We start from the raw sequence: 19,257 nt of genomic DNA, 5'->3' as shown, positions 1-19,257 counted from the left end.
AATTCCTTCGTTACCAACTGAAGGTAATTTTTGAAATAAATGACTGTTAGTTGCATGTTCGAATCAAACGATACCGATTATTCAAACTTCGCTTAAAAGGCATGACTTGCATCAGTTTTATCTTTTTCATGGGCCGTATTGGCACTCATTTCAATAAAAACAACAAAATGGTTCTAGCAATGGATTACTAGCCAAATAGCTATTAGAGCAAGCTATTGCATATAGCGGCGCTGGCGCTGTTAACGATAATAAAAGAACTTCAAATATCGCATTCAAGATCGTTTCTGATCATTTCCGAGTGCTGAAATTTCCAATGAAAATCATAAAAAACGAGTAATTATCATCATTATTATCTTGAGTTAATGAGCTTTAAGTTCTTGTATCTATCTAAATTAAATAAATAAAAACAAGTTTACCTATCTCCTTTGAGGTAGCAAGTTATGCGTTTCTGGCGGTATATTTTATTATTTTACATATCAATAACTGGTACACTTTTTTTTTCGTTTATGTGCCATTCAACTGGTTGGCAGGTGACATGCATCAAGATGTTTTCGTTCGCTTGCGCTTAATGTTCGAACTGTTACCTAACTCAAAATAATTCACAGTGCGGTTAAGCAAATGATTGGATTTCTCAAGCCACCAGCGCATAAAGAGCGTTTGCCTGAAGATCAGGTAGATGAGTCTTACAAGCGTTTAAGAATGCAGGTTTTTCTCGGTATTTTCTTCGGATATGCCGGTTATTACTTAGTTCGTAAAAACTTTACTTTAGCTATTCCTCATTTAGTAGATGAAGGCTATACCCGAGCAGAGCTCGGTCTTGCACTTTCCGGTGTTGCGATTGCCTATGGTTTGTCCAAGTTCTTGATGGGCAGCGTTTCCGACCGCAGTAATGCGCGTAACTTTATGGCACTTGGCTTGTTTGTTAGTTCATTGACCATGATTGCAATGGGTATGGTGCCTTTCTTCACCAGCTCTGTTGGCATCATGTTCGTTTTATTGATGGCTAATGGTTGGTTCCAAGGAATGGGTTGGCCACCAGCAGGCCGGACCATGGTTCACTGGTTTTCTGCCAGCGAGCGCGGCACCAAAATGGCGGTGTGGAACGTTGCCCACAATATTGGTGGTGGCTTATTAGCACCGATTGCACTGTTTGGTATGGCATTCTTTGCTGATTGGCACGCAGTGCTATATACCAATGGTTTTGTCGCACTGGGTGTTGCAGTACTCATCTGGTTAACTGTTCGTGATGCACCTCAATCACAAGGTTTGCCAAGCATTGAAGAGTACAAAAACGATTATCCGAAAGGATTTGAGTATGGAAAAGAGCATGAAAAAGAATTTACTGCCAAAGAGATTTTCTTTAAGTATGTTCTGAACAATCGACTGTTATGGGCCATCGCAATTGCTAACGCATTTGTCTATTTGGTGCGTTATGGCGTTCTGGACTGGGCACCGCTGTATTTAGAAGAAGCCAAAGGCTTCTCATTTCAAGATGCAGGTTGGGCGTATGCCTTGTACGAGTGGGCCGGTATTCCAGGTACGCTGGCTTGTGGTTGGTTGTCGGATAAAGTCTTTAAAGGCCGTCGTGCACCAGCAAGCATCATCTATATGGTGCTAACTCTGATATGCGTATTGGTTTACTGGTTCAACCCAGCAGGCAATCCTAGTGTTGATATTGCAATGCTGATTGCGATTGGCTTTTTGATCTACGGCCCAGTCATGTTGATTGGTGTACATGCACTGGATCTGGTGCCTAAGAAGGCGGCTGGTACTGCTGCAGGCTTCACCGGTCTGTTTGGTTATGTTGGTGGTGCAGTAACTGCTAACGTTGTGATTGGTCATGCGGTTGACGTTGCAGGTTGGGACGCAGGCTTTATGATTATTACAGCGGCTTGTGTGATGTCGATTGTCTTGATTGCTCTAACATTGAACTCTGAAAAACGTTCAATGGGTCATGAGGTGTCTGCATAAGATCAAAGTAAGGTGAAGCTTTTGCTAAAGCTTCACCTACTTTATTTGTACTTTTCTCTGACAACAAGAATAATGTTTGCAGCTAGTCAGGATGACTTCCGCAAACGAGGTAACCTAAATGCATAAACAGAATCAACGTCAGCGTCAGAAAACCATCGTTGATCTGGTACGGGAGAGGGGGTTTGTCACTACGGAAACCCTGGTACAGCATTTTAATGTAACGCCCCAGACAATTCGTCGTGACTTGAATGATTTAGCAGAAGCCAACTTGGTGAGTAGACACCATGGTGGCGCGGCGTCTCCTTCCAGTACCGAAAATACAGATTATGCGACTCGACTGAATCAGTTTCGTTCTGAGAAGAAAAAGATCGCCGATTCTCTGGTTCGACATATCCCCGACGGATCTTCTTTATTTATTAACATCGGTACATCTACAGAATCAGTCGCTCGAGCATTGTTGGTAAGAAACAACCTACGAGTTGTTACCAATAACTTGCATGCAGCAGCAATTTTGACCGAAAACAGCAGTTTCACTGTGATTCTTGCTGGTGGTGAAGTTCGAAATCGAGATGGCGGCATTATTGGTGAAGCCACTCGTGATTTCATCCATCAGTTCAGCATGGACTATGCCATTATCGGCATCAGTGGTGTTGGCATGGACGGTGCGCTAATCGATTTTGATTACCACGAAGTTCGTGTTGCGCAAGCCATGGTTAACAATGCGACCCATGTGTTTTTGGCTGCAGACCATTCTAAATTTGGTCGTCAGGCAATGGTTCGTTTAGGCGACATTTCTATGTTGGATGCCTTGTTTACCGACAAGCCACCACCAGAAGAATTAATTCGCCTGTTGGAGCAAAAACAGGTTCAGCTTGTTTTACCTGATATGGATGCTCCGCAGTTTCTGGCTGAGTAATTTCCAGAAAGTAAAAAACCCGCTACGGCGGGTTTTTTTATATACACGGAAGTATGGTATGTCGCAAACAGTCGTGATTCTGCTTTCGGCTACTTTTGCATCGCGACCAAAGCTAACTGTCCCCAGCTATCTAGTTGGCCTTGCTTAAAAATAAGCGGGGTACACTCTTTTTTGGTCAACGGCGCGTTTTCATCTGATCTTTGAGTGCGATAGTAAAGAATCTGAACCTTCTGCTGATTAAGGCTGAAGGCCTCACTAAAATCAGCGGTGCCAAAAATATCAATTACCTGCTGCTTGGTTTGCCCAAGATTGAGTAATGACAGGTTTTGTCGATTGTCTTTTTCTGTTGAGATTTCTAGCTGGTAGCTGTAACCATCGTCATCTTTCTTATCGCCAATATTGATGGCACAACCACTCATAAAAACAGATGTAGCTAAAAGTGCTGAAAGTGCAGTAGTTGTTTTTTTCATAGTAACGTCTCTGAGTTATTATTTTTTAAATGGTTAAACGCTTGGTTTAACTGAAAATGGCTGGAAGTTGTATGTTGCTCCAGCTTTTGTAATCGTTGCTCTAGTCGAGAAATCTTCCGAGCAAAAGCTTGTGTTGATGCCCGAGTTAATCTCGATTCATCGAGAGCAGTTTTGATTGCCACTTTTTGAGGTTGCGTATTCATCGCAACTGTCTGATAAACATTTTTTTTCTTTACTTTTCGAATCTTTTTGCTGTTTGATTTCGGTTGGCTGATTTTAACGACAATGCCAATTACGATATAAGCAGTAAAAATCTGAGCGCTAATAAAGTAGGTTAAAAGTATTGCGGCCAAACGCACCAGAATCACATCAAGATCGAACTTCTTAGCTGTTAAATGACACAAGCCTAAAATAACGGGTTGGCCATGGGCTTTAATTAAAAGCTCAGTTTGTTGCTTCATGGCCGGTTTCTCCAGTCGGGAACCTCGCTATCGAGAATTCTCTCCAAGGTATGAATTCTTTCTTCCATGCTTTCTAAGCGAATTATTGACGCATCAAAAAGTTCTTGTGATTCTTGATCTAGGCGTTCGTCTTGCCTTCTTTTGTGCCTAAGCCATGGCATATAAATAAAGAGAGCTAAAAGCACGCTAATAAGAATCACGAGCTCCAGAATATCTTCTGACATGAATGCATCCCTATAAAATAAATAGCAGCAAATATAATTGGTTAGAACTTATTGTTTCGCAAGGTTCTTTTTCAGAACTTCAAGTTCCTTTTCAATTTCATGATTTGCTTGTAATGCTTCGAACTCAGCGTGGATATCTTTTTTGCCAAGTGACTGAGAGTCGAGTTGGCTTTCTATCGCATCAATGCCTTTTTCTAATTGTTCGAAGCGGATTTCCTGTTTAACCAGAGTTTCAATTTGCGTCTTCTGCCGCATTTTAACTCGATTTGAAGAAACCTGCTCTCGCAGCCGTATTGACTCAAGCCGCTTGCGGGCATCATCCATGGCATTTTGTAAGCGAGTGATGTCTTCATCGTGCTTGGTCAGTTGTTGCTCCATTTCAACAAGGAAACCATTTTTTTGTTCTTTCTGGTTGGTGACCGATTGTTTTTCGGCTAATGCCTTGCGAGCTAAATCTTCTCTTTGATGTTGTAGCGCGAGCGATGCTTTATCGGTCCAGTCTTGGATTGAGGCATCAAAAGAGTCGACTTGTCGTTGCAGTTCTTTTTTTTGTGCAATCAAGCGAGCGGCATCAGTTCTGACTTCTACCAGGGTTTCTTCCATTTCCTGAAGCATTAGGCGGGCCATTTTTTCTGGATCTTCAGCGCGATCCAATATTGAAGAAATGTTGGAACTCAAAATATCGCTAAGGCGAGAAAAGATACTCATGTTGATTACCCTTGTTATACGTCTCTGCAAAATCGCAGGTGTTTGATGCTTTATCTACATAATGCGTGCCAGATTTGGTTTTAATGTTTCTAACTTTTTAATATCAATCTGTTGCATCGAATTTTCATTAAGGATCTAAGTTTTCGACATATTTTTCATTGGCGTAAAAAGCCGCATAATGGTTAAATTAACCGAAAGATGGCTAAAAAAACTAAAACACTATGGCTGTAAAGAAAGGTTTGATTGGAAACTCTTCGGCGTTTCTGGAAATGATGGAATCAGTGTCTCGGTTTGCCAGGCACCAGAGGTCTGTTCTAGTGGTTGGTGAGCGAGGAACAGGTAAAGAAGCGATCGCTGATCGGTTGCATTATTTATCGCCAAGATGGCAGCAACAACTGGTCAAAGTGAACTGTGCTGCATTCAGCGATGAGCTACTTGATAGCGAGCTGTTTGGCTATGAAGCTGGAGCTTTTACTGGTGCACAAAGAAAGCGTGATGGTTTATTTCATGCAGCTAGCGGCGGAACATTGTTTCTTGATGAGTTGGCAACCATGGGTTCGAAACTCCAAGAAAAGCTATTGCGCGTAATTGAATATGGCGAATATTACCGTGTTGGTGGTTCTGAAACGGTAACGGTAGATGTTCGAGTGGTTGCCGCAACCAATGAAGATCTTCCAGGTTTGGCAAGGCAGGGAAAATTTCGTCATGATTTGCTAGACCGGTTGGCGTTTGATGTATTGGCTTTGCCGCCGCTTAGATTTCGTGATGAAGATATTTTAAGACTGGCCAGTCATTTTGCTTTTGCAATGGCCAGTGAGCTTGGCTGGGAAAGTTTTGCCGGGTTTTCAGTGCAGGCGCAGCAGGCTTTAAATGACTATCAGTGGCCTGGTAATGTGCGTGAATTAAAAAATGTTGTAGAAAGAAGTGTTTGTCGGCAGGAAGCGCTTGGAAACAATCAAGAAAACCAATTGTTAAATTTAGTGGTGTTTGACCCATTTGATTCGCCTTGGTTATCTGGGTTATCTGGTTTGTCGGTTGATTTCGATCAACTTGATATGACGCAAGATACTCCAAATATGCCGCTGGACTTGCAACTAGAAAATAAAACGCTTGGAGAAGTAGAAAAGTTGCAGCATTTGCTTGAGCAGAAACAGGCGATTGATTTGAAAAGTTGCTTGTCAAAAATAGAAAAACAGCTGATAGAAACAGCCTTACTAACCAACCATCGGCAACAGCAAAAAACCGCAGAGCAGCTTCAACTCTCGTACGATCAACTTCGAGCAAGAATAAAAAAATATAGTAAAGAGAGTCATATACCCGCTATCTAGCAGGTATCGCTTAAAAATAATTAAAGGAATCATCCGACTAAGATTTGAATTCAAAATTTACAATTTAGATGTATCGACAGCAATATCAGCTTCATGCTGTTTGCCTGATTTAAGTTCTTGAACCACATGGTCAACAAAACCAGCGCCGGCTGCTTCATAGAGGTTGAAAACACTGTGTACGCCAGAGTCTTTAAGCGACAGCGCATCTTCGCTGTATTGGACAATCGCACTCAGTTTTCCTTGGTAGTCGAGCCGCTTTAACTGTTCGACAGCGAACTGATTACCGATATGGTGTGGCATTGCTAATAGCACTAATTCAAGGTTAGGAGCCATGTTTAGCTTCTCCCAAAAGTCAGTGTCAGATGCATCGCCTTTAACTATGTTGCGGCCTGCTGCTTGATGGAAATCGACCAATTCTTGTTTATGTTCGATGCCTAAAATTTCACCATCGAATTTACTGGTTAGTTCATCATAAGCACCACTACCAATACGCCCCATTCCTAAGATTAAAAAGCGAGGGTTGCCGATATGAATAGGACGATCTTCAGGGTGTAGTGGATGACGCTCTAGCTTTTGTAGCCGAGATTGGAATTTTTGATATAGACGATTCGATGCCGCATTGAATGGCACCGCGACGAGGAAGCTTAAACTCAAAGCCACCGCTAAAATAATCATCCATTGCGGCGGTAACCAGCCTTTGCTGGTGGCGACTGCTGCCACAATGAGACCAAACTCACTGTAATTACCTAGGTTAATAGAAGTTAATACTGCGGTGCGTGAACGCAGCTTAAAATAAGTGAATAGATAGAGAAATAACGCCACCTTAATCGGCACGATAAGCACCAATAGCAACGCGAGGCCTATGTCTGAAAAGCTTGGTAAACCATTAAGCCCAATAGTTAAGAAGAAAGCGACTAAGAATAGCTCCTTAAAATAGAACAATGATTTAGCCAGTTCAGAAGACTTTGTATGACCAGCCAATAAGATACCGATGATCAAGGCGCCTAAGTCAGGCTTCAGCCCCACAAGTTCAAACAGGCCTGCCCCTAATACCAACGCCATCACTAAACCAAATAGCACTAGCAGTTCACCGTGACCGACTCGATCAAATATCTTATAAATAATGGGTTTAGCAAGAGGTAGGAACAAAAGTCCTAAAGCCCAGATTGAAGGAACATCTCCCTTTGAAATAGTGAGAAAAGCGACAGCGAAGATATCCTGCATAATGAGGATGCCAATGGTGATACGGCCGTACAGTGATTTTATATCGCCTTTTTCTTCGAGTACTTTTACCGCAAAAATGGTACTCGAGAAACTCAAGGCAAAGGCTAATAACCCAAGCTGCTTTAACTCAAGCCCAGTGAGTTGTTCTAGGCCTAATACCCCTAAAATTTTCAGTAGAGGAATAAAAAACAACATCGATGCCATTAAGTGCAGGCTTGAACCTGCTAAAACTTCGGCTTTGAATAAACTTCGAACATCCAGTTTCAAACCAATAATAAACAACAGTAAGGTCACACCGAGATTGGCAAGTTGTTCAAGCAGCGGCAGGCTTGATTCGTCGATACCAAATAGAAACAGGACAAATCCCGCCGCCAGATAGCCGATAAGAGGTGGCAACCCAAAACGATTGACTAACATGCCGCAGGCTAAGGTAATGATGAGTATGGCGGGTTCCAAGATGATCCTTTCAATAGCAGGGAGAAACTAAGCGCGTCTTATTCTATAAGAATTCTATTCACGATGAATGGAATTTGTACCGATTGTAGAGATAAATTATCTGATTATGACAGCGCCACGATTAGTTGCTACTAAGAGGTTTGAACTGTGTCTGTTAGAAATTACTACGCACTTCTCTTGCGAAACAATTAATAGCGACGCTCGCTTATTTTTTTAAATCAGTTGCTTTCAATTCACCTGGTTTATGGATTTCAGTATTTTGCTGGGATGTGATGCTTTGTATTGACGGTGGCTAGTTTTTAACCCAATATGTTCGCAATCGCACTAATTATGTTCGAATAAATTTTCGTTAAAAAATAAACGAACATGTGTTTTTTTGTTGCAGCTTGCTGAGGGCAGGCAAAAGGTGAGCAGATGAGTCGGGTCGACGAAGTTTATGACCTGTTTGTTGTTGGTGGTGGCATCAACGGCATAGGTATCGCAAATGATGCGTCAGGAAGAGGGCTAAAGGTTGGCTTATGTGAAAGTCATGATTTGGCAGGTGCCACGTCATCGGCGAGTAGCAAGTTGATCCATGGTGGGCTTCGATATCTTGAGCATTATGAGTTTCGTTTGGTCAAGGAGGCCTTGAGTGAACGAGAAGTACTTTTAAAAAAGCTGCCTCATATTGCACAAGCAATGCGTTTTCGCTTGCCACATCGACCGCATTTACGCCCAGCGTGGATGATTCGAATTGGTCTGTGGATGTATGACAACCTCGGTAAACGGGTAACTTTACCAGGCTCGAAAAGCATTCAGTTTTCATCATCAGACCCGCTCAAACCTGAAATGAAAAAAGGTTTTGAGTACTCGGATGCTTGGGTTGATGATGCGCGTTTGGTTATTTTGAATGCTTGTCAGGCCAGAGAAAATGGCGCAACTATTTTGACTCGCACCAAGGCGGTTAAAGCGGTTCGTAATAATGATTTATGGCAGGTTGAGTTAGAAAACACTTTAACCGGTGAGTTCTATAGCATTAAAGCCAAAGCACTGGTTAATGCTGCTGGCCCTTGGGTTGGTAAATTCTTTGACCAGGCATTAACTCTCAAGGCACCGCGTAAAATTCGCATGATTCGTGGCAGTCATATTATTGTGAATCGGCTGCACGAGGGTGATCAGGCATATATTTTACAAAATGAAGACCGTCGAATTGTTTTTGTAATTCCTTGGCTGGATCAGTTCTCTTTAATCGGTACTACCGATGTTGAAGAGTTGGGTGATGTTCGAAAAACCCATTGCTCTGAAGATGAAGCTCAGTATTTATGTGATGTGGTTAATAAGCATTTTACTCAGCAAATCGCATCTACCGATATTCTGGATAGTTTTGCCGGTGTGCGTCCTCTCTGTGAAGACGAATCCGATGACCCGCAAGCCATTACCCGTGATTACACCATGGAGCTGGACGCTGAAAATAATCAGTCGCCGCTTTTATCGGTATTTGGCGGTAAATTAACGACCTATAGAAAATTATCTGAAGCCGCGGTCAATCGCTTAAAACCGTTCTTTTCAGAAATGACAGGTAACTGGACGGCTGAAAATCCATTGCCGGGTGGTGATTTCTCTGATGGCATTGATGGAATTAAGCGTCGACTAATCAAAGACTATCCATTTTTGGTAGCCGCAGGTGGCGATGCTTTTGTAAAAAGGCTGGTTCGCCAATACGGTAGCTTGTGCTGGAAAGTATTAGGTAATGCAAAGTCAATTAAGGACTTAGGAAGACATTTTGGTGCAAGTTTGTACCAACTTGAGCTGGATTATCTGATTGATCAAGAATGGGCGATAGAATTGGAAGATGTTATCTGGCGCAGAACACGCCTGAAAATGAATTTAAGCCAACAGCAACAAACAGAACTGAATGATTGGCTAAGAAATAGATTGATTGAGCAGCAAGCAGTTAAATAGAAATTTACAGTTTCGGAAAGATTGCAGGAAGCAATTAAGTCCGGAGAGCAAAAGTGATCGAAAAAGATCATACGACGGGTTGCCCGGCTAATTTAGCCGGGTTTTTTATGCCGGAATGTAAGAAATGCAGAGAGCATTTTTTCCAAGATGACGGTGCGATGATATACAGCAATGTATTGCATGCCGAAAATACCGCCATAGAAAAAACGACTAAGACACTTTATCTAAAACCGTTTCAGGCTGTAAATTCCCCAGCACCTGCTCTGCCTGATTAACGGTGCGAGAAATGATTTCATCGACCGATGCAATATCATTAACTAGCCCTTGGCTTTGACCAATCAATTGCACCCCCATTTCATGGTCGCCATCTTCAATCGATGCGCGAATTGCTTGGCTGGCTGCACCGAAATATGCCAGATCTTTAACTTTGGTTGGAGCCACCGCCATTGCAGCAACAATCTTCCATAAAGGAATACTTATTTCCTTTCTCGCTTTTAATGCGCCTCTGCAGGCTTTAAAGAAGTTCATCTTTTTCTTGCAAGCAGACTTTGCCGATGGTGTTTCCATTACGCGGCACCATAAGCCATCAAAGTCTTTGGAATAGATCGTTTCCAGAATTGATTTTTCGAGAATTAACTGTTTAGTTGCAGCATGGACTGGGCTTTCCTGGGAGGTTGCCAGTCGGGTTCCCATCGCTGCAGCGTGGCCACCTAGCGCCAAGGTTGCAGCCAGTCCACGGCCATCAGCAACGCCACCGGCCAAAATAAGCGGAATGTCGACAGCGTCGGCAATTGCCGGCAATAAAACCATTGAAGTTGCGTTGCCACCATGAGCTGCTGCCTCATGGCCTGTCACCATCAAAGCATCGGCACCAATCGATTGGGCAGACAATGCGTGTTTTTCATTCACCACTGTTGCAATGACTTTGCCGCCATAGGCGTGAGCTTGCTTGCAGATCCAGTCGCCTTTACCTAATGAAAAATTAATCACCGGTACTTTTTCAGCTAAAGCGACCTTGGCATTTTCTTTGGCGCCAGGCATCAGCAAGGTACAACCCACACCGAAGGGTTTATCGGTTAGCTGACGAATTTTTTGGATGGCTGCTCGGGTTTCTTTTTCATTTAGCGGACCAGTCGCCAAAATGCCTAAACCACCGGCATTACTGACTGCTGCCACTAGCTCTGGGATAGAAACCCAGCTCATACCGGGAAGGATTAGCGGTTTTTCGATGCCAAGTAGGTCGGTAATTCTTGTTTTCATTGATTGCTACTGATTGTCATGTTTTGCAGTGTATTGTATAGCGTTTGAACTAAATGGAATTGGCTGATAAAAAAGCATCTGCGTCAAAAATGTCAAAACGCTATGGTTTCCAAAGTCTATAAAATATATTGTTGACCGTAGGTATATGATTTTTTATTCGTACAGTACAGATTAAAAGGTATGAAGCTTCCACGTTGAGAAGTAAAACACCACGTAACCGATTAGGGGATAAAATTTACAGCCTATCGAATAATTCGAGTGTACTTTTTGAAATTAAGATAAGTAAAGTAATGATTATTTAGTGGTGTAAGTTATGTCTTTGGCTAATTTTTTTGCAAAAAATAGGCAAAAGCGAGAGCTGTTCAGAAAAGTAACAGAGCTTCAACTTTGCAGTTATCCTATGATTGGTCGTCAGTAGAAAGGGCTAATATTAGAAAAAAGATTATTCTTTTTCGCTGATGAGCGCTATCGAATTATTGAATATCAACATGAGAGAAGCTCAAGTATTAGGAGCTTTAATGAAAAACCAACGCGACAAATAACAATGCCTACTGGCTGGTATGATTTTGTAATAAAAAAAGAACTCCCATCGGTTATTTTTTTAACGGAACAAACCCAAAGCGGTACTATTGGCCATTCGACTGTTGCAAAGTTCAAGTCAGTGCACTTTGCAGGAGAATTATTTTTTGCCCCTGAAGCCGGTTACCGTGATGATGAAGGTAAATATTTTCGCTATGGTGACCTAGTGCTTTGGACGAATAAATCAGGTCATTATCAAGTTGGAGCAAAATTTGGTCATTCGTCACGAGCTAAAGATAAAGTTTTTGAATTAGTAGAAAAACAAACCGCGCTAGCAATGTTGGGTGGTATTAGGCTGCTGCCTATGGATAGTTTTTTCCAGTGGGATGGCGATATTTAATTCTCAAAATCTAACAGGCCAACCTTTTAAATATATTCAATTAAAAGGTTGGCCTGTCAAATTGTTGTTTTATCAATTCTTATTGGCAGGCTCGGTGAGCCAGTTGATTAAATCTTGCCAAGTGAAGCGTTCATCTGGGTCAATCTGCTGAAGCTTTAATTCAACCGGTGGCTTACCTGCAAGGCTCAAAGACAAATCCAGTTGTGAAACAATCTGCATAGGAAGCTGCTGGCTGAGTTCGGTTAGTTTCACTGGCTGCATCAATGTGTTGATGCTGAACAGATCGCTACCTTTCTGGAATTCATGCCATAGCTCGAGTGCTTGTTCAGAAACGGTTAAGCCATGGCGGCGTAAAGTATCTTCAACTCTGAATGTATGGCGTTTAAGGAAATCAGTTTGATTGCTGCGGAACTGTTCGGCGCAAAATTCATTTTTTAATTGGTTGTAACCTAAATCTTGGTAATGCAAAGACAAGCTACGAAGCCGAACTTGATCGAGCGATTTTTTAGCCAATTGTTCGAGAGAAATGTTGTCTAATCCAACACTCAAGTCAATCGACATTGCCTGATCTGCAGTGAGCTTGGCGTTAAATTGCCATGGCTTAGATGAACTAGCCATATTCATTGAAAATTCCAAATCGCCACTTAAGCGCTGAAATCCCATCTGTTTTAATTGCTCGCTCTGCAATGCATAGGTTTTACCGCAACCAAGTGCATCTAGTGGTGTACCTAAATAATTAATCCGATGTTTATTATCTAGATCTTCAAATACAAAGCCATCTAGCGGTAAGCGCCAATTGCTTAGCTTTAGATGTATTTCACCGCCAGGATTGCCTAGTGCTGAGCGAATTAATTGGAAATAAGATTCCGGTGTTAAATGAAGCTCATCGGCACGAATGTTAGTAGGCGTTGCAACAGGGGTTACTACCAGGTCAGTTAAAACAACACTGGCATTAGGGTATAAGCGAAAAGAGTTGTAGCTAATGGTTGCCGTGTCAGCGTACCTGCTGATTTTGACGTCGATCTGATCCTTGATCTGGAACCATAGCCAGGAATGCATCCCGGCTACGATTAAAACCAAAAGCAGGGCAGAACGAATAAGCCACTTGCTCATGAAACTGGTTCTCCAGCGTTTATCTACTTAAGCAGGAAAACAATAGCCTGCTCGACTCGGTAAATATAAGACTGGTGTTCATGTTCATCCAGTTTTTGTAACAACAAAATTTCTCGTGCTGCTGCTATTGCTTGGTCAACCAGAGAAGATTCAGCTTGAGTGGTTTGACCCAGACTATTGGCCAGTCGAGCGACTTGCAGTTGCAAACGCAGTGCCTGATCTTGTTCTGGTGAAATATGACCGCACAAAATTTCCAGCTCAACGGTTTTCTCACGCAGCAATGCTTCACTGACCAAAGGTTGATGGTTGCGCTGGGCGAAGGCCTTTTTGTCTTGTTCAGTCAATGTATTAAAGGATTCAACCGGATCTTGTGAGAAAGCGGCTTGTTTGATTTGCTCAAAACGCTGCACCAGATTTTGCTGCTGCATTTTTTGTTGCTGTTGGATTAACTGCTGTTCCAACAACTGTAATTGCTGATCAAATTTGCTGCGATCACGCTGACCGGGCAAAGCTTGTTCAATTTGCTGCGTTGCTTGTTTCAGGTTGGCACGTAATGCCTTGCTGTCGCCTGCTTGCTCAAATTGTTGCTGTATGCCCTGCAAGACTTGCTCTGCTTGTTCAAATCCTTGCTGCTTGACCTGTTTCCGTGCCTGATAGTTTTCCTTGCGCGCAGTGAATATCGCTTCACAGGCCGTATGGAAATTACGCCACAGTTTATGTTCGTCACGCCGCCAGGTTAAAGGAATTGCTTTCCATTGGGACTGCAATTCTTTGGCTTGAGCTAAGGCATCGTCTTCTGGCAGTTCAATCAAGCTTTGTGCTTGTTCAACCAGTGCTTGCTTTAGGTCGTAATTTTGCTTGCGGAAACCATCCAGTTTTTCGCGTAATTTTTTCAAAATACGGTCGAACTGACGATGAACCTTACGATTATTTTTTGGATCGACTTCCTGGTATTTACTCCACTCATCACGCGCGGTGCGAAGAATGGTTTCCAGTGCATTCCAGTCGACAGTTTCCCAATCGGTTTGCTCATAAAACGCGGTTAACTCATCAACAATAACTTGGCGTTGTTGCAAGTTTTGCTGACGAACTAAATTGCGCTGTTCAAAGAATTTTTTACAAGGGATAAAAGCTTTATCGGCCGCATCGCTAAATTGCTTCCACTGCTTTTGTCCACTGCCGCCTAATTCTTTCCATTCCATCTGCAGCTGGTGGATTTGATCCGCCAGAGCTTCTGCAGGTAATTCAGAATCAATCAGCTGTTCCATATTATCGATCAGCTGCTGTTGCTTAGGAAGCGTGGCGTAGCCTTGCCAATCTTCCAGTTCATACAGTCGAGCTTCCAACACATGCAGTTGCTTGCGCAGTTGGTCTGGCAGCTTAGGTGAAGCTTTCAAGTCTTTATGCAGCTGTCGATTCATTTTGCGAGCTTGTTTAAGCTCGCCGCAATCTAGCAATTTTGCCAGTTGATCCATTTCTTGGCGCAGTTGTGCCGCCTGATTTTGCTGTTCTTGCCTGACTTGAGCTTTCTGTTGGCGAACTTCAGCCAAAATGCCATTAGCCTGATGAATTAACGCCGGCGCGGGTAATTCGGTTGGCCAGCGAACCTGATCAATGATTTTAGATAAATGCTGATGATCTTCTTCGATGACTCGAGTCAGTTCCGGCTGCAGCTTCAGGTAATTTTCTGCCGCATTGACCCAAACATGTAACAGCTGAGACAAACGATGGTATTGGCGAGCTAGTTCATCTGCAGCTTTCTGAATTTCACAGCTTTCATGCCAGCAATGTTCCTGAAGCTGTAACAGGCTTCGGGTTAACTGGATGTCTTGTTCGGTGAAATCGACAACTTGCTGACGCTCATCAAGTGCGGTATCCAATAGATGACAAATTTGCTGCTGGTTTTCACCGGCCTCAATAATTTGCTGTTGTTTTTGAATTTCCAACTGACGGGCTTGCTGCCATTGATCGAGCTGATTTTGGCAAAGCTGCATTTTTTCAGCGAAGGCTGAATGCATTTGCTGGCCAATTTCTGGCTGCTCTTTGCTCAAACGATCCCATGACTGCTGAAGGTGAGCCACCTTACCTTCATATAGTGGATCAGAATCTTGGCGAGATAATTTACTAATTTGATCAATCAGCTTTTGAAAGTCAGCTTTAGCCTGCTGCAATTGCTGTAACTGTTGCTGATGTTTTTTCAGCTTGTCACGGCAAATCTGTAAAACGCTTTTGTCTTTACCGCGGCATTTGCGGGCCAGTTCTTCTAGCGTTTCCAGCTTTTCAATTTGATTAGCGGCTAATTGACGAACTTTGGTGGTACTGGCAGTGAGTGCTAACTCTACCAACTGTAAATCGTCTTTTGTCTGTTCAACCAGTGCAGCTTGTAAGCCAGCATCACCACCTTGCATGATATGAATAATCAAGCCATCGCCTAGGGGCTGTAGCTTTTGCATCAGTTGGTGGCGGTCGGTTAGATCAAGCTGGCCTGCTCGGCCGAGAATAAATAATCCGAGTCGCTCACGGGCCGCATCGGAAATTTTCTTTTGACCATCCTGGGTCAATTTAATTAAACGGTCTATCTGGTTCAGGCGAGCAATTGCAATGCAGCGTACTGCTGTATTGGAATCCTCGAAGGCCAGATTAGAGATGATGTTTGCATTCTCCGCCGTGCCACAATCCATATCTTTGAGCGCTCTGATACGAGTTTCGGGGCGGGAATTTTGCCACTTGGGCTTGAATAATTTATCCAGAATCATCAGGACTTGTAGCTCTGAACCAGTGGTTTAACCTGACCAGAGAGGTTATAGCTTTTCAAGAGGTGTGTATAGGTGCCCGTAGCAGGATATAATTGACGTTTTTGAGGGTTCATCTTGTCAGTTATATTGCCTACATCGCTGGATTTAGTTCGTTGGCCATTACGGCAAAACGAGACATTACGAGCCTGGGATGCCGCAGATGAGTATCTGTTGCAACAAGTTAGCGACACCGAAGGCTTAGCGACAGCTTTAGTGATTAACGATGCGTTTGGTGCGTTATCGCTATGCATTCAGTGTCACTCTGTCACGTTATGGAGTGACTCGAAATTAGCTGAACTTGCATTAGCACATAACCAAAAGGCCAACCCCCAGTGTTATTCGGTCGATTTTCAGTCGTTAACCGAGCTTCCTTTTCAGCAGTTGAAGCAACCAATTGACCTGCTGGTCGTTAAATTGCCGCGTTCTTTATCTTTACTGGAATGGCAATTGGTGCAAATTGCCCACCTGATTGGCCCACAAACCAAAATAATGGCCGCCGGCATGGTCAAGCATATGACGCTGGCGCAGAACCAAATTTTTGAGAAATATCTTGGCAAGGTTCAACCTTCGCTGGCAAAGAAGAAAGCTCGGGTGTTGCACGTCACGCCAGATCTTGAGCTGCTAGCAAAAACAACCAATCCTGAAAAACCGGTTGGCCCCCAAGATAAGCGCTGGCAGGCAGAACCCTACTCTATTCAGTTGAATAACCGTCCCGGTGTATTTAGTCGAAGCAAGTTAGACCCCGGCGCTCAAGTTATTTTGCCGCATATCCCTAAAGAGGTTACCGGTAAGATTATCGACCTCGGTTGTGGTAATGGCGTGCTGGGTATTCAGGCGGCAAAACTCAACCCGCAGGCTGAAATACATTTTGTAGATGAATCTTCTTTGGCGGTTGCTTCGGCTGAAGATGGCTTCAAGCTCAATAATTTAGAGGGTTCGTTAGCCAACCCGGTGACTTTCCAACAAAATAATTGTCTCGATGGCTTTGATGCAGACAGTGCAGATCTGATACTCTGCAACCCGCCTTTTCATCAGGGTCACACCGTTGGAGATCAGATTGCCTGGCGCATGCTAAGTCAGGCAGCAAAAGTGCTGAGTCCCAATGGTGAACTACTGGTGGTAGGTAATCGCCATCTTGGCTATCACGTCACGTTGAAACGCCTGTTTCATGAAGTCAGGCAAGTGGCGGCTGATCCCAAGTTTGTGGTTCTTGCTGCAAGAAAACCGCGAAAACGCGAGAGCAAGGCAAAGACAAAAGAATAAGTCTGGGTTTCGAAAGCGATTATTGAAAACATAAAATAAACGCCAAGAGCGATGAACCAACAATTTTGCTGCAAGTCATAATTGTTAACTAAAACTGCTAATTTCACGCCTTTGGGCTTGATTTGATGTTTTTGTAGGCATATTTTGCCTGTAGCTTAATTGGTATGACATGTTCTTTTTCAACCATGAACATGTAGTTACTCGCTCACGGCATTATTTAAATATGACTTTAATATTCTGGTAATTTTTATTGGCAGTTATTTATTAATGATCATTTATTGATGGCCAATTATTGATAGCCATTCAATGTCGTATTTTGAGGCCTGGTTTTTTGTTGATAACGGCACGGTTTTTCTTTTAAAAATTATAAAACCGATGCCATAGGAGCCAGAACGATGAAAAAACCTTTACGCATTGCGGTCACCGGTGCAGCCGGTAATATTTCTTATACGCTTCTGTTCAAGTTGGCTGCAGGTGAATTCCTCGGCGTAGACCAGCCAATTGCTTTACAGCTGGTTGATATTCCTCAGGGAATGAAAGCACTGAAAGGTGTTGCCATGGAATTGCTGGATTGCGGTTTCCCACTGCTGGCTGAAATTAGCTTGCATGACAACCCAGAAGAAGGCTTCAAAGACATAGATTACGCATTCTTGGTTGGTTCTCGTCCACGTGGACCTGGAATGGAGCGTGCAGATTTAATGGCAGCTAATGCTGAAATCTTTGCGCGTCAGGGTAAGGCATTAAATGATTTTGCTAACCCGGCAGTTCGTGTTTTGGTTGTGGGCAACCCTTGCAACACTAACGCATTAATTGCGCAACGAAATGCACCTGATTTGGATTCTTCGCAGTTCACTGCAATGACCCGTTTGGACCATAACCGTACTATCGGTCAATTGGGGCAAAAATTGGGCGTCAACCCAATGGGGCTGACCGGTTTGGTGGTTTGGGGTAATCACTCTCCAACGATGTATCCAGGTCTGGAAAATGCAGAAGCGCTGGGTATGGATGTTCTCGATCAGATTGAAGATGATTGGTACAAGAACACCATGATTCCTACCGTGCAAAAGCGTGGTGCAGAAATCATTGGTGCTCGCGGTGCTTCTTCTGCTGCTTCAGCGGCTCAGGCAGCTCTGGATCACATGCGTGATTGGGCGTTGGGTTCTGATGATATCGTTTCGATGGCGGTATATTCTGATGGTAGCTATAACGTACCAGAAGGCCTGATTTTCTCTTTCCCATGTATCTGTCAGTTTGGTAATTGGAAAATTGTTCAGGGCATGGAGTTAAGCGACTTTGGTGTGGCAGCAGTTCAAGCCAACGTTGATGAGCTACAAGGTGAAATGGATATGGTTAAGCATTTGCTGCCAGAGTCTAAGCCTGCGCAAGTTAAAAATGAATTATTCCTGAAAGCAGATCGCCTGCTGTAATCAGTAATATTTAAAAAATCCCGGTCATTGCAAAATGGCCGGGATTTTTATTTACATGGATGTAATGTATACCGCAAAGAGGCAGGAAGCCGGTGCGGATATTTACATGGATGTAATGTATACCGCAAAGAGGCAGGAAGCCGGTGCGGATATTTACATGGATGTAATGTATACCGCAAAGAAGCAGGAAGCCGGTGCGGATATTTACATGGATGTAATGTATACCGCAAAAAGGAACTCACATGAATGTGAGGAATGCAGATAATGCCGGGAGCAATTATCTGCCAGGAAGCCGGTGCGGATTTTCCAATGATAGATCTTGGCACGAAGATTTCGATAGATTCAATTTAGAAAACTAAATATTATTTTTGAATCATAAAGAATTTAACCGGCCAGATAATTTCTTCACCTTGATGATTCAAAGTAACATTCATTTTCCAACCCATTTTCTTATTGTGGCATTTTGGAAAAATACCTTCGCCTTGATATTGATCGCCACTTTGTTTGAACTTGATATCGGTATAACCCATAAACATTTTTACGCCTTCACTGCGGCTAACAATTTCGCCGCTCTGGCCCTTGGCTTGTAAAATAAAGCGCACAGGTTTCATAGGTGCAGGTTCAACCGGGTCAATCACTAGCTGTAACTCGCCCAGTTCTGGGTCTTGGTAGTTACATACGCCGTCGGTTACTTGGCATTCTGGTAAAGTTTTCGCAAAAGCCATTACAGGTAAAGTAATTAAGGCTGCAGCAATCAGGTGTTTCATCATTCTCCCCTCAC

At 43.1% G+C, this 19,257-nt stretch carries 17 protein-coding genes; 8 read left to right on the top strand and 9 right to left on the bottom strand.

Features of this window, described 5'->3' with window-relative positions:
* The first annotated feature begins 618 nt into the window (after window positions 1-618).
* Window positions 619-1,971: a glycerol-3-phosphate transporter gene (gene glpT, locus DC094_RS06675; RefSeq protein ID WP_116686353.1), complete on the top strand. Its 1,353-nt coding sequence runs from the start codon at window positions 619-621 to the stop codon at window positions 1,969-1,971.
* 118 nt (window positions 1,972-2,089) lie between these two features.
* Window positions 2,090-2,887, top strand: a complete 798-nt coding sequence (locus DC094_RS06670; protein WP_116686352.1) for a DeoR/GlpR family transcriptional regulator — start codon at window positions 2,090-2,092, stop codon at window positions 2,885-2,887.
* A gap of 89 nt (window positions 2,888-2,976) precedes the next feature.
* On the opposite strand, the gene DC094_RS06665 is transcribed toward DC094_RS06670, so the two are convergent.
* Genes DC094_RS06665 through DC094_RS06650 form a run of 4 tightly spaced genes read right to left on the bottom strand, consistent with a single transcriptional unit; the run spans window position 2,977 to window position 4,750 of the window.
* Entirely contained in the window at window positions 2,977-3,357 is a 381-nt protein-coding gene (locus tag DC094_RS06665) for a DUF3192 domain-containing protein (RefSeq protein ID WP_116686351.1), read from the bottom strand.
* Entirely contained in the window at window positions 3,354-3,818 is a 465-nt protein-coding gene (locus tag DC094_RS06660) for a PspC domain-containing protein (RefSeq protein ID WP_116686350.1), read from the bottom strand. The genes DC094_RS06665 and DC094_RS06660 overlap by 4 nt, the downstream gene beginning before the upstream one ends.
* Window positions 3,815-4,042 carry an envelope stress response membrane protein PspB gene (locus tag DC094_RS06655; protein ID WP_116686349.1) on the bottom strand — a complete coding sequence of 76 codons (228 nt, stop codon included), beginning with the start codon at window positions 4,040-4,042 and terminating at the stop codon, window positions 3,815-3,817. The genes DC094_RS06660 and DC094_RS06655 overlap by 4 nt, the downstream gene beginning before the upstream one ends.
* 48 nt (window positions 4,043-4,090) lie before the next feature.
* Window positions 4,091-4,750: a PspA/IM30 family protein gene (locus DC094_RS06650; RefSeq protein WP_116686348.1), complete on the bottom strand. Its 660-nt coding sequence runs from the start codon at window positions 4,748-4,750 to the stop codon at window positions 4,091-4,093.
* A gap of 221 nt (window positions 4,751-4,971) precedes the next feature.
* On the opposite strand from DC094_RS06650, the gene pspF reads away from it, so the two are divergent.
* Window positions 4,972-6,078 carry a phage shock protein operon transcriptional activator gene (gene pspF, locus DC094_RS06645; RefSeq protein ID WP_116686347.1) on the top strand — a complete coding sequence of 369 codons (1,107 nt, stop codon included), beginning with the start codon at window positions 4,972-4,974 and terminating at the stop codon, window positions 6,076-6,078.
* Window positions 6,079-6,135: 57 nt separating this feature from the next.
* Here the strand turns inward: pspF and DC094_RS06640 are convergent, their stop codons facing one another.
* Entirely contained in the window at window positions 6,136-7,758 is a 1,623-nt protein-coding gene (locus tag DC094_RS06640) for a cation:proton antiporter domain-containing protein (RefSeq protein WP_116686346.1), read from the bottom strand.
* A gap of 414 nt (window positions 7,759-8,172) precedes the next feature.
* Between DC094_RS06640 and glpD the strand changes: the two genes are divergently transcribed.
* Window positions 8,173-9,699 (top strand): glycerol-3-phosphate dehydrogenase, encoded by a 1,527-nt coding sequence (gene glpD / locus DC094_RS06635; protein WP_116686345.1) that lies wholly within the window; start codon window positions 8,173-8,175, stop codon window positions 9,697-9,699.
* A 210-nt stretch (window positions 9,700-9,909) separates the two neighbouring features.
* Here the strand turns inward: glpD and DC094_RS06630 are convergent, their stop codons facing one another.
* Window positions 9,910-10,959, bottom strand: coding sequence for an NAD(P)H-dependent flavin oxidoreductase (locus DC094_RS06630; RefSeq protein ID WP_116686344.1), 1,050 nt, complete (start codon window positions 10,957-10,959; stop codon window positions 9,910-9,912).
* A 544-nt stretch (window positions 10,960-11,503) separates the two neighbouring features.
* Between DC094_RS06630 and DC094_RS06625 the strand changes: the two genes are divergently transcribed.
* On the top strand, window positions 11,504-11,878 hold the full coding sequence (locus tag DC094_RS06625) for a hypothetical protein (RefSeq protein WP_116686343.1): 375 nt from the start codon (window positions 11,504-11,506) through the stop codon (window positions 11,876-11,878).
* 72 nt (window positions 11,879-11,950) lie between these two features.
* On the opposite strand, the gene DC094_RS06620 is transcribed toward DC094_RS06625, so the two are convergent.
* Together DC094_RS06620 and DC094_RS06615 are read right to left on the bottom strand one after the other, a co-directional pair.
* Window positions 11,951-12,991 carry an AsmA family protein gene (locus DC094_RS06620; protein ID WP_116686342.1) on the bottom strand — a complete coding sequence of 347 codons (1,041 nt, stop codon included), beginning with the start codon at window positions 12,989-12,991 and terminating at the stop codon, window positions 11,951-11,953.
* Between the two features lie 23 nt (window positions 12,992-13,014).
* Window positions 13,015-15,747, bottom strand: coding sequence for a DUF349 domain-containing protein (locus tag DC094_RS06615; protein ID WP_116686341.1), 2,733 nt, complete (start codon window positions 15,745-15,747; stop codon window positions 13,015-13,017).
* Between the two features lie 114 nt (window positions 15,748-15,861).
* Between DC094_RS06615 and DC094_RS06610 the strand changes: the two genes are divergently transcribed.
* The 3 genes from DC094_RS06610 (at window position 15,862) to DC094_RS06600 (ending at window position 18,741) form a co-directional block, all read left to right on the top strand.
* Window positions 15,862-17,049, top strand: coding sequence for a methyltransferase (locus tag DC094_RS06610; RefSeq protein ID WP_116686340.1), 1,188 nt, complete (start codon window positions 15,862-15,864; stop codon window positions 17,047-17,049).
* A 395-nt stretch (window positions 17,050-17,444) separates the two neighbouring features.
* A complete protein-coding gene (locus DC094_RS06605) occupies window positions 17,445-18,476 on the top strand; it encodes a malate dehydrogenase (RefSeq protein ID WP_116686339.1) in 1,032 nt (343 codons plus the stop codon).
* A 34-nt stretch (window positions 18,477-18,510) separates the two neighbouring features.
* Complete coding sequence (locus DC094_RS06600; RefSeq protein WP_116686338.1) at window positions 18,511-18,741, top strand: hypothetical protein; 231 nt, start codon at window positions 18,511-18,513, stop codon at window positions 18,739-18,741.
* 97 nt (window positions 18,742-18,838) lie between these two features.
* On the opposite strand, the gene DC094_RS06595 is transcribed toward DC094_RS06600, so the two are convergent.
* Window positions 18,839-19,243: a hypothetical protein gene (locus tag DC094_RS06595; protein ID WP_133245485.1), complete on the bottom strand. Its 405-nt coding sequence runs from the start codon at window positions 19,241-19,243 to the stop codon at window positions 18,839-18,841.
* Window positions 19,244-19,257: the final 14 nt, after the last annotated feature.

Origin of the sequence: Pelagibaculum spongiae (assembly GCF_003097315.1) — a bacterium.
In the GTDB taxonomy this organism is placed as follows: domain Bacteria; phylum Pseudomonadota; class Gammaproteobacteria; order Enterobacterales; family Pelagibaculaceae; genus Pelagibaculum; species Pelagibaculum spongiae.
This window is presented reverse-complemented; position numbering and strand designations above follow the sequence as displayed.

Coding starts and splice junctions, on each gene's coding strand:
- glpT (WP_116686353.1), top strand. CDS start 619: ATGATTGGATTTCTCAAGCCACCAGCGCATAAAGAGCGTTTGCCTGAA.
- DC094_RS06670 (WP_116686352.1), top strand. CDS start 2,090: ATGCATAAACAGAATCAACGTCAGCGTCAGAAAACCATCGTTGATCTG.
- DC094_RS06665 (WP_116686351.1), bottom strand. CDS start 3,357: ATGAAAAAAACAACTACTGCACTTTCAGCACTTTTAGCTACATCTGTT.
- DC094_RS06660 (WP_116686350.1), bottom strand. CDS start 3,818: ATGAAGCAACAAACTGAGCTTTTAATTAAAGCCCATGGCCAACCCGTT.
- DC094_RS06655 (WP_116686349.1), bottom strand. CDS start 4,042: ATGTCAGAAGATATTCTGGAGCTCGTGATTCTTATTAGCGTGCTTTTA.
- DC094_RS06650 (WP_116686348.1), bottom strand. CDS start 4,750: ATGAGTATCTTTTCTCGCCTTAGCGATATTTTGAGTTCCAACATTTCT.
- pspF (WP_116686347.1), top strand. CDS start 4,972: ATGGCTGTAAAGAAAGGTTTGATTGGAAACTCTTCGGCGTTTCTGGAA.
- glpD (WP_116686345.1), top strand. CDS start 8,173: ATGAGTCGGGTCGACGAAGTTTATGACCTGTTTGTTGTTGGTGGTGGC.
- DC094_RS06630 (WP_116686344.1), bottom strand. CDS start 10,959: ATGAAAACAAGAATTACCGACCTACTTGGCATCGAAAAACCGCTAATC.
- DC094_RS06625 (WP_116686343.1), top strand. CDS start 11,504: ATGCCTACTGGCTGGTATGATTTTGTAATAAAAAAAGAACTCCCATCG.
- DC094_RS06620 (WP_116686342.1), bottom strand. CDS start 12,991: ATGAGCAAGTGGCTTATTCGTTCTGCCCTGCTTTTGGTTTTAATCGTA.
- DC094_RS06615 (WP_116686341.1), bottom strand. CDS start 15,747: ATGATTCTGGATAAATTATTCAAGCCCAAGTGGCAAAATTCCCGCCCC.
- DC094_RS06605 (WP_116686339.1), top strand. CDS start 17,445: ATGAAAAAACCTTTACGCATTGCGGTCACCGGTGCAGCCGGTAATATT.
- DC094_RS06600 (WP_116686338.1), top strand. CDS start 18,511: ATGGCCGGGATTTTTATTTACATGGATGTAATGTATACCGCAAAGAGG.
- DC094_RS06595 (WP_133245485.1), bottom strand. CDS start 19,243: ATGAAACACCTGATTGCTGCAGCCTTAATTACTTTACCTGTAATGGCT.